Source organism: Blautia sp. AM23-13AC (assembly GCF_003435675.1).
Classification (GTDB): Bacteria; Bacillota; Clostridia; order Lachnospirales; family Lachnospiraceae; genus Fusicatenibacter; species Fusicatenibacter saccharivorans.
Map to the genome: position 1 here is coordinate 1 of NZ_QTUL01000007.1, position 14,650 is coordinate 14,650.

Annotated in this window: 11 protein-coding genes; 7 read left to right on the forward strand and 4 right to left on the reverse strand. The window is 48.9% G+C overall.

The features are described from left to right. Positions 1-66 precede the first annotated feature (66 nt). Together DW642_RS09270 and DW642_RS09275 are read right to left on the reverse strand one after the other, a co-directional pair. A complete protein-coding gene (locus tag DW642_RS09270) occupies positions 67-441 on the reverse strand; it encodes a nucleotide exchange factor GrpE (protein WP_158555005.1) in 375 nt (124 codons plus the stop codon). Between the two features lie 89 nt (positions 442-530). Further along, on the reverse strand, positions 531-1,517 hold the full coding sequence (locus DW642_RS09275) for an aldo/keto reductase (RefSeq protein ID WP_117509999.1): 987 nt from the start codon (positions 1,515-1,517) through the stop codon (positions 531-533). Positions 1,518-1,911: 394 nt separating this feature from the next. Between DW642_RS09275 and DW642_RS09285 the strand changes: the two genes are divergently transcribed. Next, positions 1,912-3,705 (forward strand): family 43 glycosylhydrolase, encoded by a 1,794-nt coding sequence (locus DW642_RS09285; RefSeq protein WP_117510001.1) that lies wholly within the window; start codon positions 1,912-1,914, stop codon positions 3,703-3,705. A gap of 39 nt (positions 3,706-3,744) precedes the next feature. On the opposite strand, the gene DW642_RS09290 is transcribed toward DW642_RS09285, so the two are convergent. Together DW642_RS09290 and DW642_RS09295 are read right to left on the reverse strand one after the other, a co-directional pair. After that, the gene (locus DW642_RS09290) at positions 3,745-5,076 is read right to left on the reverse strand and encodes a sensor histidine kinase (protein ID WP_117510002.1); all 1,332 of its coding nucleotides are present in this window, start codon (positions 5,074-5,076) and stop codon (positions 3,745-3,747) included. A 5-nt stretch (positions 5,077-5,081) separates the two neighbouring features. Beyond that, positions 5,082-5,831 (reverse strand): LytR/AlgR family response regulator transcription factor, encoded by a 750-nt coding sequence (locus tag DW642_RS09295; protein WP_117510003.1) that lies wholly within the window; start codon positions 5,829-5,831, stop codon positions 5,082-5,084. A 272-nt stretch (positions 5,832-6,103) separates the two neighbouring features. Here DW642_RS09295 and DW642_RS09300 point away from each other — a divergent pair, with 272 nt between their 5' ends. The 6 genes from DW642_RS09300 (at position 6,104) to DW642_RS15860 (ending at position 14,644) form a co-directional block, all read left to right on the forward strand. Then, the gene (locus tag DW642_RS09300) at positions 6,104-11,005 is read left to right on the forward strand and encodes a hypothetical protein (protein ID WP_117510004.1); all 4,902 of its coding nucleotides are present in this window, start codon (positions 6,104-6,106) and stop codon (positions 11,003-11,005) included. 24 nt (positions 11,006-11,029) lie between these two features. After that, a complete protein-coding gene (locus tag DW642_RS09305; protein WP_117510005.1) occupies positions 11,030-11,596 on the forward strand; it encodes a hypothetical protein in 567 nt (188 codons plus the stop codon). Positions 11,597-11,659: 63 nt separating this feature from the next. Then, the gene (locus DW642_RS09310) at positions 11,660-12,229 is read left to right on the forward strand and encodes a hypothetical protein (protein WP_117510006.1); all 570 of its coding nucleotides are present in this window, start codon (positions 11,660-11,662) and stop codon (positions 12,227-12,229) included. Positions 12,230-12,251: 22 nt separating this feature from the next. Further along, positions 12,252-13,130, forward strand: coding sequence for a hypothetical protein (locus tag DW642_RS09315; RefSeq protein ID WP_055220385.1), 879 nt, complete (start codon positions 12,252-12,254; stop codon positions 13,128-13,130). A 32-nt stretch (positions 13,131-13,162) separates the two neighbouring features. Beyond that, a complete protein-coding gene (locus DW642_RS09320) occupies positions 13,163-13,663 on the forward strand; it encodes a hypothetical protein (RefSeq protein WP_117510007.1) in 501 nt (166 codons plus the stop codon). Beyond that, a complete protein-coding gene (locus DW642_RS15860) occupies positions 13,664-14,644 on the forward strand; it encodes a hypothetical protein (RefSeq protein ID WP_158555006.1) in 981 nt (326 codons plus the stop codon). Positions 14,645-14,650: the final 6 nt, after the last annotated feature.

Genomic DNA, 14,650 nt, shown 5'->3' on the forward strand with positions numbered 1-14,650 from the left:
TCTGCCGCTTAAAGCGGCCGGAAGCACGTGGCTTTAGTCATGTGAGGTTCACCGGTATTCAGAGCATTACTTTTGACAGGGATTTTGAGAAACAATAACTTTTGTCGGTCGATACAGTTTTTCACCGAAGAAGTAGCCTTTCTGTATTTCCTCGACAACTCTGTCTTCTTCCACCCGGTCTGTCTCTTCGATGTGTACTGCATCATGGATATGAGGATCAAATATTGCACCATTTATTACATGAAAGCCTGCTTTTTCCATGGCGGTCCGTACATTTTTCTGCGTTATAATTTCCGGTACAGAAAGGGCAAGCACACAATCGCTTATCTGTGCAAATGCAGTTTTTTGAAGATCCATTTTCAATTCCTTCATCAGAGCAATACAATATCGAATCGAACAAGGCTCCAGGGTAGAAGAAACCGCGCTTTCTGCTTCCGGCATAAAGTTTTCTTCGTCTGTGTTTCTCTCGTGAAGCATCCGTAATATCCGCCTGACTCATAACGGTGAAGATACGGAGCAGTTACTTTTTATCAAGGATTCTCGCGCATTACGCCGACCAGTGCATGCGGGACATATGGCTCTTCGAGATAAGCAATCTCATCCGGTGTCAGCTGTACACCGATGGCTTTGACGCCCTCTTCAATATGCGATACCTTTGTCGCCCCGACAACCGGAGCAGTAACTTTTGTGAGCAGCCATCCGAGCGAAATCTGGATTCTCGTCAGCCCCTTCTTCTTTGTAAGTTCACCGACGCGGTCGATAATGATGGCGTCTTTTTCTTTCGTCGCATCATACTTTCCTTTTGCGTACGTATCTTCCTGCAGCCGTTTGGAAAGCTCCGACGGTTTTTTTGCCAGGCGGCCGGAAGCCAGCGGGCTGTACGGTGTCAGTGCAATATTCTGATCCTTGCAGAACGGAACCATCTCGCGTTCCTCCTCGCGGAATAGCAGATTGTAATGTCCCTGAATCGAAACAAATTTGGCCCAGCCGTTCTTATCCGCAATATAATTTGCTTTTGCGAGCTGCCATGCAAAGCAGTTGGAAATACCGATCGCACGTACTTTTCCGGAAGTAACCGCGGTATTCAGCGCTTCCATCACTTCCTCAATCGGCGTGTGGTAATCCCACATGTGGCAGATGTAAAGATCAATATAATCCATGCCAAGATTCGTAAGACTCCGGTCCAGCAGCCCTAAAATATGCTCTTTTCCGCTGACTCCGTTCGCGATCTCCTCCGCACTGCGCGGGAAAAATTTCGTTGCAACGACAACCTCATCGCGCTTCGCAAAATCCCTCAGTGCGCGTCCGAGATACTGCTCACTCGTTCCGCCCTGATAACCGGCTGCTGTATCAAAAAAATTCACCCCGAGCTCCAGTCCGCGTTTTAAAATTTCCCGGGAATGCTCCTCGTCAACCGTCCACGAATGCATTCCGCTCTTCGCATTGCCAAACCCCATACATCCCATGCAGATCCTTGACACATTCAAATCCGAATTTCCAAGCTTTGTGTACTCCATAAAAATACCTCCCTGTATGTGCATTGTTTTTACCCTAAGATACCTTCATTGTAAATCCAACACGAAAATTTGTCCAATACCTGAGGCAAAAATCCGGCCATGCAAGCTACGTCGATCTGCCGCTGGAACTCATTGCGGATACCGACGATGAGAAGCTGGTGGATGAGAAGTTTGCGAAATACATCATCAAATAGAAAATAAGCATGGAAAAGGGACGGGAGCTTCGGCTTCCGTTCTTTTTTTGTCCGGGGATGAAAAGAGTCCAAAAAGTGCAACAAAAAAGTCAAATCAGAACATTTCCTTTCCGCGCAGGATATGCTAAACTTTTTTTATAATGAGAAAAAAGGATGTACGAACAGGGGTTTTTACGTACGGTCCGGAAAGAGGAATTTTGATGAAAAAACAGTATTTCTGCAATCCGTTAAATATGGATTACCGTTACCAGTTCATTCAGGATATGAGAAGCGGCGAGGACAAGATTTCCCGCGAGGCCGCCGATCCGTCGATGATTTTATTTCAGGGAAAATATTATATTTTTGCGTCCATGACGTTGAGTGTCTGGGTTTCGGAGGATATGGTGCACTGGGAGAGCCACCGGCTGCCGGACAGCCTGCCGCTGTATGACTATGCGCCGGATGTGCGCGTGGTCGGCGATTACGTGTATTTCAGCGCATCCCGTCGTGGCACGATCTGTGATTTTTACCGCACAAAAGATATCCTGAACGGTCCGTTCGAGCGCATCCCGGGAACCTTCGATTTCTGGGATCCGAACCTGTTTCTTGATGATGACGGAAAGCTCTATTTTTACTGGGGATGCAATAACGTGACTCCGATCTGGGGCGTCGAGCTCGACAAAGAGACAATGGTGCCGAAGACCGAGCGGATCGAGCTGATTTACGGAAATCCGGAAAGAATCGGATATGAGCGTGTGGGAGAAAACCATTCCAAAATGCCGCTCAGCGAAGAGGAAGCTGTAGAAAAATTTAAAGAATTTCTGAAAGCACAGGGAAAACCGGTCGATGAACTGACGGAGGAGCAGATTGGATTTGCCAAAATCATGTTCAGCCAGAGACCATTCATCGAGGGCGCATGGATGACGAAACACGACGGAAACTATTACCTCCAGTACGCTGGTCCGGGAACGGAATTTAACGTTTACGGCGATGGTGTTTACGAGAGCGATTCTCCGCTCGGCCCGTTCCATCTGGCGAAGAATAATCCGTACTCCTACAAACCGGGCGGATTCCTGCGCGGAGCCGGCCACGGTTCGACGATGGAAGACCGCTATGGAAACTGGTGGCACACCGCGACAATGCAGATCAGCAAAAACCACGATATGGAGCGTCGCGTCGGCATCTGGCGGGCAGGCTTCGACAAAGACGGTGTCCTGTTCTGCAACCAGCAGTTCGGTGACTGGCCGATGGCAGTCGAGCAGGCGAAAGAAGATCCGTGGGCAAAACCGGAGTGGTATCTCTTAAGCTATCAGAAAGCGATGACCGCTTCCTCCTGCGAAGAAGGCAGAGAGCCGTCTTTTGCAGCAGATGAAAATGTCCAGACCTGGTGGCGTGCCGCGGGAAATCAGCCGGGCGAGTGGCTGGCAATGGATCTTGGCGGGGTAAAAGATGTCCACGCCGTGCAGATGAACTTCGCCGACGATAAAATCGACGCGCCCCTGCCGGGCGAGCGTCAGGGCGAACGATACATCGACTCGGGCCAGCACAAGACAAGATGGCTCCTTGAGGCATCCGCCGATGGCACGAACTATTTTGTATTAGAAGACAAATCCAACGCAGAGACAAACCTGCCGCATGATTTCGTTGTAAAAGAAGAAGGCGTACAGATCCGCTATCTGAAACTCACCGTCTTTGAAGTACCGTACAGCCAGAATCCATGCGTTTCCGGTCTCCGCGTCTTCGGTCTTGGAAACGGCGAAAAACCAACCGAGCCGCAGTACCAGGCAGAGCGCGTTGGAACAATGGATATGCGCATCACCATCGAGCCGCAGGCAGATGCCGTCGGATACAACGTCCTCTGGGGATTTGCGCCGGATAAACTGTATCACAGCTGCATGACCTTTACGGCAGAGCAGAACATCGGTGCACTGGTAGAAGGCGAAACGGTGTATGTGAGAGTGGATGCATTCAATGAGAATGGAATCATAGAAGGAACAGAAGTAATCGAGTTATAAAAAAGATCAAAAATAAGAAGAACCCTCAGCAGCCAAAAACTACTGAGGGTTCTTTTCGTCTCCATACAATAATACCGAAGCATAAAACACCCCGTTCGCGCACCGGAACTGCGCTGTTCCGTGGTATCGTTCGGCTGTGCTCTGCACCGATGAAGTTCCCGTTCCAAAGCCTTCGTGTTTGGTGGAGAGGAACCGCCCGTCTTTTTCAGCAGGTGCCGCTGAGCAGGCGTTGTCGATGGCGAGAACGAGCTGGTTATTTTCCTCCTTCATGCGGATGTGGATAAACGGCGATTTTCCGTACATATCGCGGCAGGCATCGAGCGCATTTTCCAGCAGATTTCCAATCACAGCGCAGAGCTCCGGCTCGGGAACGGCGAGGGTTTCGGGAATGCGCAGATCCACCGTAAAAGCGATACCTTCTCTGCGCGCCACCTCCGCGTAATAGCACACAATCGTATTTACCGCATAATTCTTACAGTACGTATACTGTGTATCCGGCGGAAGATACTTCCGGTACTGGCTGATGTAAGTCTTCAGCGCCTCCTGATCCCCATTCTGCAGATACTGGTCAATGATGTTCAGATGCTGACGCAGATCGTGGCGCGCCTCCCGCGTCGATTCCATATGACGGGTGAGCTGCTGGTACTGTGTCTGCTGCATCGCAAGCATCATTTCCTGGCGGGAAGTCTGTTCGGCAAGCTCAGTCTGATGGCGGATCGTGTCCATCGCATCAAGCGTTACCGAATAGGCAATCAGCATGGAAAGCAGCAGGAAGAGACGGGATAAGACCCAGTCCAGACTGAATACGAGTTCCCAGGTGACAGAAGGAGTGTAAATCCAGATCAGCATCGTAGAAGCAAAGGGAAGAAGCCAGATTTTCTTCCAGAAGCCGGGGTTGTCCACTTCAAAAACACGATCCTTTGTTTTCGTTAAAAAGCAGAGGGCAAACGGCAGTGATACAATAAAAACCGTCATAATCAGCAGCATCGTGTGCAGGGAATAAAAATCCCAGTTCGGATCCCGGTTAAAGCAGGATTCCAGAAAAAAAGCGACGCCGCGGACAAAAATAATATAGTCAAAAACGAAAATATAAAGATACAGCAGCTTCCAGAAATCCGCCTTGATGCAGCCAAAATAGATGATAAAGCAGAAAAACGGAAACACATAATCCGTCGGCCGCAGTGACTGGTGATGATACATCAGATACAGATAAAATGCCGACTGCATAAACTGTGAAACGACGCACAAAAGGGCAACTGCCCACGCCGGCATGCGGAGCTGCTGATAAAACGGGAAAAACGCCAGAATCAGAAACGGCACCATGTGCAGCGATTCACAGAAAAATGCAAGAACATACGTTGATAATGCCATACGATTTAAAACTCCTTTCGAATAGCCTCAAACAGATACGAGGAATACGCCTCCAGCACCTCTTTCGTCTTCCGGCGGCTGCAATAGACCGTCGAACCGTCTTTCATCAGCACCGCGCCATCTTTTCCAATACTTTTCACCTGCGAAAAATTCAAAAGCAGCCCCTTCCCGGCAATGAAAAAGCGGTTCGTCGACGGCAGAAGGGCAGTCAGCTCGGCAAGAGAGAGCCGCGTCTGAAACACGTTGTCCCCCACCGTGTAAATCAAAAGAAAATGCCCCGATTTTTCCGCATAACAGAAATCATCGAGCGCCACACGCCGCGGGGAAGAAGCCGTTCCCTGGCCGGAGCTCTCCGGAAATTCAAAAGAAAGCGGGACAGCCCAGAACTCCCGCAGCTCCTGCAGACACCAGTCCAGCTTGGAGGGGTCGACGGGTTTTAACAGGTAATCGAGCGGATGCACCTCATATCCTTCCAGCGAGAACTCAGGTTCCGTCGTCGTGAAAATGATCGGCAGGCGGAGCGCCGTTTTCCGAAGTTCTTTCGCCGTCTCCATCCCATTTTTTCCATTGCGGTCCAGCATAATATCCATAAAAACAACACTGAACAGCCCCGGCCGGAACGCTTCTAAAAAAGCTTCGCCGCTCGGGAAAAAAGAAAAATCCGCCGATTCTCCATGGCGGGAACAGTTTTCCAGAATCAGTTCATGTAATATTTTCCGGTCCGATTCGGTATCCTCAACAATCGCAAAATGCACCGAAAAAACCTCCTTTCGACCGTTTATGCCACAGATCGACCATTCGCGCCGAGGTTATGATTTTTCTGACAGAATATGGTACTGTGTAAACAGGAAAATTGGCGTGAACGATATAATCGTCTGAATTTAATGAGCTTTCTGTCACAAATAAATACGTTTTGATCTGAGAACAGTGTAACAGGAAAAGCGTACGTGTACAAGAAGAAAACGTAACAGATAGTAGAAAAAGATAGAAAAAATAATGATCGGTAATGAAATAAAGAGGGATGCGTATGGGAAGAAAAGACCGAAAGAAAAAAATAACAGCAATCGGCCTGGCGGCGCTGATGATACTTGGGACACTGGGAAATACAGGAGTTACGGCACGGGCGGAAGATACCGAGAGTGAAGCGGCAGTGGAACAGAACGTGGAAACCACGGAAAGCCCTGAGACGGAACTTGCTGTACAGGAAATGGCGGCGGAAGAGGCAGAATCTGTTGCGTTGCAGAACAAAGAGGCAGAAGAGCCTGTTGCGGCAGAAGCACCAGCGGAAGAAACGACGCCAGAGAAACCAGCGCAGGAAGAACCAAAGACAGAGGAAACCGTGCGGGAGGAGCCAGCACCGGGAGAGACAGAATCAGAGAATGCGGCACCGGAAGAAGTAAAATCGGAAAACGAAAACCCGGAAGAGGTCTCTGCTGAGACAGTTCCGGAGAACACTGTTTCCGGAGAAACACCCGTCGAAACTCCATCCGAAGAATCCGTATCCACACAATCTGCGGAAAACCCTGATTCAATTGTGGAAAACATTGCCCCACAGACCGAAGAAAGTGGACAACCAGTCGCTTTTACCGGTGAAGTCCACGATCTAAACAATACAAAACTTACCATCAACAGCGAAAACAGAGACCAGTTCAACGGAAAAGTCATCACAGGGACACTGGAAAATCAGGGTGTCAACCAGTTTGTGATTGACGGCGTGGAAATCAGCCTGACCTTCCGGGATCTGACCGTACAGAATGCAGGCGCCTACAACAACAGCCCCGCATCCGGGCTGGTATTAAAAAAGGGAGCCGTTCTCCATCTGACCCTAGAAGGAACCGACGTTTTAAAAGCCGGATTTGCTGGAGCCGGAATCACTGTTCCGGAAGGATGCACCCTTGAGATCACCGGAAACAGCACCGGAATCCTCGAAGCAACTGGTGGCGGCGGCTGGAACGCCGGAGCCGGAATTGGTGCAGACGGCAGATCTAACCAGAGCGTGGGAACCATCATCATCCGCGGCGGAACCGTAAAAGCCACCGGAAACAATTCCTACAGCTACGGCAGTGTTTCCGCAGCTTCCGCCGGAATCGGGGGAACAACAGAGTCGAAAAGCGGTACAATCCAGATCACCGGTGGAAATGTCACCGCAGTCGGCGGCATGTACGCGGCAGGCATCGGCGGCGGATCGAATGGAAGGACAGAAAAAATCGAAATCAGCGGCGGAACCATCACCGCAATCGGCGGAAGTCAGTACAACTATTCCGGCGTAGCCATCGGATCCGGCCACAATTCCTGGAATGCATCGGAGGGCGGAGAAAAACTTTCCTGCGGCGAAATCATCATCAGCAATGGAATTATCCACGCAGAGGGAAACATCGGGTATGGAACAAAGCTCGATCTCAGTGAAAATGAAGGCGGCAGCGTCGACATCACCGGACCGGTTCAGCTGGAACTGACACGCGGCGAAATCGTACCGAGAAAAGCCGGCAGTACCTACAAATATTATCAAACCAGATTTCAGATCTACGATACACGGTTTGGAACAGAAACAGCAGAGCACAGTGCTGTTGTACAGCTTGGCAATCAGATGTTTTCCTGTAAACTTTCCATCAGTGAAGCGTACACTGGAACGATCAGCCTCGGTGTGGTAGACACGCAGGGCGTTCTGAAACAGGATATCGATGTCAACATTGTAGATATGAATGCAAACCGTAACTGGCAGAGTACCGTTTCCTTTACGGAAGAAGGAGACCATACCGTCTCCATCGGAAAACCATTTTACCCCGTAAACCTGTGTTTCATGGACAGTGCCATCACCGGAGAAATCGAAATCAAAAGTCTGAAAGTAACCGATGAAAGCAACGAAGAATATACAGCAGCAAACGGCAGGCTGGCGAACAGCACCGTGATTCAGACGGAAACAGGCAAACCCGAAACCGGAATGCTCCACGCATGGCTCCCGGAAGGAACGTACACCTTCACGATCGACACCGGAAAACCCGAATGGGGAACAAATGGAGTCATCACCGTACAGGGAACCGTCAAGGCGGACAGCAATGGAACAACGATTCTCGCGTACCGCGGAGATACGGCAGTAATGCAGGACGATATCGACCTGTCAAAAGGAGACATCACCTTCGGCGTATCCAATGGGCTGCTGACGATTTTGATGACGGATGCAAAGGGAAACGCCAGATATTACGAAAACCAGCCATGGGATTTGACCTACACCATTACGACCAGCGCCGTGACGGATCATCAGGTGCGGATCTATCTTGCGGAAGATTACCGACTGAATCTGAAACTTAAAAATGTACAGATTGACCGGACCAATATTGGATATGACTTCAATCAGTTAAAAGGCGCAATTTCCCTTTCAACAGAAGGAACCGTTGCCCTTTATCTGGAAGGCGAAAACTCGATTCGATGCAAAACCGGCGTCATCCTGATGGAAAAAATACGAAATCCAAGTCAGGATCTGCTGAGAAACTGCCATCTGATTTTTGAGGAGAGCAGCGGATCCCTTTTCGCAAGCGGCGGACAGAGCACGCCAGTCATTGGTGCGTACAGCAGCAGCGGAAGCATCGAAATCAATGGCGGCAATCTTACGGTACAGGCAAGCTCAGCATATGAAACAAAACCGGCCGCAATCGGCGTTGGAAATGAAGGCGAGGCGGAGATTAAGATCCGCGGCGGCGTGATTTTGGCATCAACAAATGGAGATGGCACGGCAATCGGACCGCAGAGGTGCTCAGATGATTTTCAAACAGATGGCTCCGCATCAGTGGAAATCAGCGGCGGCGAAGTGACCGTTGAAAATAAGACAGGCAATACGGCACTTGGAAAAACAAGTACGAACGGCTGTAACCTGAATATTTCCGGCGGAAATGTGATTGTAAAACAGGGCGCCATCGATGCAGATACGCTGGTGATTGCCGGTGGAAGCATTTACCGAAGCGATGGCGGTGAGGCCGAAATCCGGCCGACAGCGAAAAACGGAACCGGCGCGGATGCACAGAATGTGTATTATGCAAGAGCAGACGTTTCGGAGATCTATGGAAAAAATGCAGCAGTAACCGATGTCGAAGGATTACAGGGCTATCAGTTCCAGAATATGAAAACGGATGACAAGGGAGTGCTGCACATTTATCTTTCTGCCGAAGAAGGAAATCTTCTGTCAGGCACCTTTGCAGGAATCACGTATCAGGGAACGAAAGAAGATCCGATTGTATTATCCAATTTCCAGATGAAACTCGGACAGATTGGAACGGACAGCGCTGATGTAGAATTTCAGGGAATCGAAAAGGGCGGCACCATTTACTATACCTGCAGTGACAAAGAAGCCAGCGTGGAAGATCTGATCCAGAGGGGAACGCAGATCACCCTGAACGGGAAAAACGGAGCTGCAAAACTGGAAAATCTGACACCGGGTGAAACGTATACCATTTCTGCAGCTTATGTTGTAAATGGAAAACACGGCGGCGTGCGGAGCTATACTTTCCGATGTGAGAGCGCAGAACCGCCGCTGGTAAATGGAGTTTATGAAATTTCGACGGCGGAGCAGATGGTGTGGTTTGGAAAGTATGTCAATACAGATCATCCGGAGGCAAAAGGAAAACTGATGGCAGATATCGATCTTTCAGGGATTACATGGGAGCCGATGTGCCCGGATGGGGAGGGATATACGGGAGTTTTTGATGGAAATGGCCATGTGATTCGGAACCTGAGCATATCGCAGAGCGTAAACAATGAATGGATTTATAATTATCGGACGACAGGTTTCTTTGCTTATCTTGGTGTAGAGGCAGTGCTTCAGAATCTTGGTATTGAAAATGCAGAAATAAAAACATCAGACTTGTGCACATATGGAGGCGTGCTCGTCGGTGTTGCTGCTTATGCAAAGATGCAGAACTGCTACAGCAGCGGAACCATTGTATTTAAAAATGTGACATACGCGGGGGGAGTCATAGGCTATCTGTTTGAAATGAATAAGGACCAGGATTGCTCACACCTGTACACCACTTATGAAAAACTGATCGGCAGCAACGGAAGCAGTAAAAACATATCACCCAGCTTTTTTGTCGCTGAAACAAAAGGAGATGTTAAATGGCAGGGCACAGGAAAAACGCTGGAGCAGTTCAAATCCGGTGAAGTCACCTGGCTTTTGAATGATCAGAAATCCGACGATTCCGTTGTATGGCGGCAGACACTTGCCACAAACGCATTCCCGGGCTTCCACGGCAGAATTGTTTACACAAACGAGGCAGGCACCTATCAAAATGACACCTTTGAAACACCGACAGCAGAGCTGTTTACCTTTGTTCCTCCGGAAAATCTGGAGCAGAACGGGGAGAAAAAAGAAGCATCGGTTTATCTGAACTCCGGCATCACCGGAATGGGAACCTTCACCGTTCGCTATAAAAAGAGTGATGAGACATCATATCTTGCATCCGCCCCGACCGAAGCCGGAACATACGAAGTCTGGATCTCCCTTTCCGATGGCACCCGGTACAACGGCGGTGAACTCCAGATGGGAACCTTTACCATCACAGAGCCGGAAATCGTTTCCGTTAGTATCACCTGGGGCAGTCTGGAATTTGAGTATCAGGACAGCAAATGGAATCCGGAGACATGCAAATATACCGAGAGCGGCTGGACAACAACCCAGGAAAATGATGCATCGATCACCGTTACGAACAACGGAAATGTCGATGTCGATGTGGAATATCGCTTTACAGCTGCGGAGGATCTGACCGAAGTGAAAAATCTGCAGGGAATCTTCGTAGATGAAGAGGATCAGCCGATGGACACCCTGTCTGTACCGGCAGACAACGTGCCAAGAAAAACAGAACTTCGTCTGGAAAGCGATAAACCGACAAAAAGCTTTGATAAAACCATTGGAACAATCAACATTGTGATCAAAGAATGAGCACATGCAGGGAGGTGAGGAATTATGGGAAAAACAACGAAAAAAACGACAGCACAGGACAAAAAGTCACAGATCATCATTACCGCATTGTTTCTGATTACACTGGTCGCCGTGGCAGTCACGATATGGGCGCTCTTTTTTAGAAAGACAACGCCGGTTCTGACACCAGATTACGCGCCGCAGGAAATAGAAACACACGCCGAGCCAATCCCGGGCGATTCGGATGACGAAAAGATGGAGACAACGAGCGGCGGAGGCGCGGTCAGCATGGTCTATCAGAAGGAGGTACAGATCTCCCTCGCCAGCCAGACGGCATCGCTGATGTTCCAGAATCCTTCGAAATCGGTGAACGACATTGTGCTGCAGCTTGTGATCACAGGCAGCGACGGAACTGAGACGGTAATCGCCCAGTCAGGAACTCTGCAGCCGGGGTACAAAGTCGAAACTCTCGATTTGATTCAGGGCGCGGCATCACTGTCGGAAGGAACCTACACCGGAAAATTCAACGTCCTCTACTACGATCCGGACACCGGCGAAAAAGCGGTGCTGAACAGCACCATCGAGGGAGTTGCGATTACGGTGGCGGAATAATGGGAACATTTTTCTGAAAGAGAAAATGTAAATAAAAATAAGAAAGAGAAAGGATGAAAGAAGATGAAGAAAAAGGTACTGAGTTTATGTATGGCAGCAGCACTTGTATTGGGCAGCGGAACGGCGGCGATGGCAGATACGCTGACTTCGAAGGGGGATTCAACAAGAAAAAATGTAACAGGAAAATATACACAGATAGAACCTGCGACGGTTTATAAAGTAGATGTAAAGTGGGGCTCTATGGATTTTACGTACCAAGGGGCAGATACCGTCAGACACTGGAACCCAGAAACACATGAGTATCAGGAGGCTCTCGAAGGAACTGGAAAGTGGCTGTTCTTTAACGAAGGAGATAATGCAATTACAGTCACAAATTATTCCAACAAAGCGATCACGGCAACTATTACAGCAAAAATCGAAACCGAAGGGATTAAAGCAGATATTTTGGATCCAGTGATTCGTTTGGAGGATGCATCTAAGGGAGCAAGCGAAACTACAGCGGGGACTGCATCTTCGGGAACGGCAAAAGTTTCATTATCAGGAGATTTAGATAAAACAACTACAGCCAATACAAAAATTGGTACAGTAACCATTGCATTTGCCGATACCGATACTACAACAGAGCAGCCGTAAACGGAAAGGAGGATATATCAACATGAAAAAATTAGCAGTAGCGGCACTTACACTTACAATGGCATTTTCTATGAGTACTCCTGCATATGCAGCAGGGAATATTACGGTAGATCAGGCCTCAGCGGATATTAAGGCCTCCTATCAGGAAGGAAACACTTTAACAGAGAACGTTTACAGCGTGGATGTGAATTGGGGAAGCCTGGAATATACGTATCATCCAAGTAAAACAAAAACCTGGAATACGGAAACGTTAAAGTATGATACTAAAGGGGATCCGTACTGGGAATGTGATAATGACCAGAACAAAATTACGGTAACCAACCATTCCAACACAGCAATTTCGACAAATTTTGAATATGAACAGGTAAATAAATCTGTTAATGGAACTTTTGATAAGACAAATTTCAATTTAAAGAGTGCAGATGGAACGAAAGCAAACGCAGCGCCAACGGAAACAGTTACTCTAACGTTAGATGGAAGTATGGCGGAAAATGAGGACAGTACAGTTGGAAGTGTTAAGGTTACGATTGGAGATTTTCAACCGGAAGAAGCTAATAAAACTATTATTAAAGCGTCATACCTTAAGCTTTATACCACTGCAGATGATAATGTATTTACAGCGCAAGGAACAGTTATAGGAAATAGTAGTGCATTTGACACGAATGGACGGATTAAATTAGAGGGATTGAAGATACATGATGAAGAGTGTGTAATAACGCCAACTAATTCTGTACAGCGTGTTTATGGAGGAAAAACTGATGAATTTGGTCTGGAAAAATATTCAAGTTCGCTTAAAGGGAACAGTGCGTTTTACGTAAGGGAAGAAGGTACTTATCATTATGTACTTACTATTAATATAGAAACAATGAAAGTTACAGTAACTGTAACAAAAGTCGGCTAAATTTTATAACCTTTTTAAATGTGAGGCACTCTATGAAGAAAACCCAGACCCTATTCCTGGCAGGCATCCTGTGTATCCTTGCTCTGGTCAGTATGGTACTGGCGTTGATTTTCGGCAGAACGCATACGCAGTCATCTTCCTTCACCCCGCCGCCCTTCGACTCCTCCGCCGAAAGCGGAATCCCTGCGGTTCCGGAGGAGCTTGGGTGGACGGAAATCTATCAGGACGGCATGGCGTTCAAATGTTCCATATGCGGAAACGTCATCGCATCCGGCGGCGCGGCCGATGTGTATTTTACCAATTCCTCCGAACAGGAAGTCTGGCTGAAACTCCGGGTCCTGGACGAGGACGGTAACATCATCGGGGAGACCGGCCTTATAAAACCCGGCGAGTATGTCAAATCCGTCTCGATCGATAAAGACATTTCAGACGGAAGCTCCATCAAACTGAAAATCATGGCATACGAGCCGCAAACCTATTACTCCGCCGGAGCGGTAACCTTAAATACCCAGATCAGAAAGGAGGCGGCGTAAATGAAAAAATTGTTTTCGTTTATTCTGACAGGTACCATTCTGGCCTCCTCCTGTATGATCTGCTACGGCGGGACAGCGACGCTGAACAAAGAAAACGAAGAAACTTCCTTTGACATTTACGCGACCTACGAGCCCGGCGAAAACGATTACTTCTCCGCGCGCGTGGAGGCGGACGGCACATGCGAAATCGAACTGCCGAACGGCATCCGCATCTCGGTGCAGGACGTCACGCAGGAAAACCTGACCCTCATCGTCTACCTCATCCCCGTGCAGGATGAAGACGCATGGGAATGGTTCACCGCCTGCATGAACGGCCGCGGAACCCGCATCCTCCCCTTTGAAATCTACTTCGAAGACGAAACCGGAACCCGCATCCCCGCCGACAAAGTCCCCGTCCAGATCACCCTGTCGGAAACCTGTGAAACCGTTGCCGTGTTTGCGTTAGACGACATCCCGGCTGAAGACGATACCCCGGAAATCACCTTACCGGACACCTTCACCCACCCAGCCGCCTACTCCCTGAACCCCGACGGAACCGCCGAAGAGCTGGCACTCCAAAGCACAGAAAAAACCTACACCTTCCAAACCGACGGAAGCCCGTACTACATTCTGGCCGAAAAAGACCCAACCGACCCGCCAACTCCAACTCCGACGGAAACTCCAACCGAGACTCCAACCCCGACGCCAACAAAGGAGCCAACTCAAACTCCAACCCAGACGCCGACTCAGGAACCAACGCAAACCCCAACAAAGACACCAACCAAAACTCCAAGCCTGATCCCATCCCCGACCAAAGTCCCATCCGTCTCACCAACCCTGTCTCCGACCGAAACCCCAGACAGCCAGACCGGAAAAGACACCAAAAACCCATCCACCGGCGACCCAACAACCCCGGGAAGATGGATGGCCGGAATGATCCTGTCAGGCATCGGAATTCTGGCGGTATACAGGAAAAAGAAAGAAAATAACCAGGAATCATAAAAACAA

Excerpts from the sequence above, each read along its gene's own strand:
- DW642_RS09285 (WP_117510001.1), top strand. The coding sequence starts at position 1,912 with ATGAAAAAACAGTATTTCTGCAATCCGTTAAATATGGATTACCGTTAC.
- DW642_RS09290 (WP_117510002.1), bottom strand. The coding sequence starts at position 5,076 with ATGGCATTATCAACGTATGTTCTTGCATTTTTCTGTGAATCGCTGCAC.
- DW642_RS09315 (WP_055220385.1), top strand. The coding sequence starts at position 12,252 with ATGAAAAAATTAGCAGTAGCGGCACTTACACTTACAATGGCATTTTCT.
- DW642_RS09310 (WP_117510006.1), top strand. The coding sequence starts at position 11,660 with ATGAAGAAAAAGGTACTGAGTTTATGTATGGCAGCAGCACTTGTATTG.
- DW642_RS09270 (WP_158555005.1), bottom strand. The coding sequence starts at position 441 with ATGCCGGAAGCAGAAAGCGCGGTTTCTTCTACCCTGGAGCCTTGTTCG.
- DW642_RS09305 (WP_117510005.1), top strand. The coding sequence starts at position 11,030 with ATGGGAAAAACAACGAAAAAAACGACAGCACAGGACAAAAAGTCACAG.
- DW642_RS15860 (WP_158555006.1), top strand. The coding sequence starts at position 13,664 with ATGAAAAAATTGTTTTCGTTTATTCTGACAGGTACCATTCTGGCCTCC.
- DW642_RS09300 (WP_117510004.1), top strand. The coding sequence starts at position 6,104 with ATGGGAAGAAAAGACCGAAAGAAAAAAATAACAGCAATCGGCCTGGCG.
- DW642_RS09275 (WP_117509999.1), bottom strand. The coding sequence starts at position 1,517 with ATGGAGTACACAAAGCTTGGAAATTCGGATTTGAATGTGTCAAGGATC.
- DW642_RS09320 (WP_117510007.1), top strand. The coding sequence starts at position 13,163 with ATGAAGAAAACCCAGACCCTATTCCTGGCAGGCATCCTGTGTATCCTT.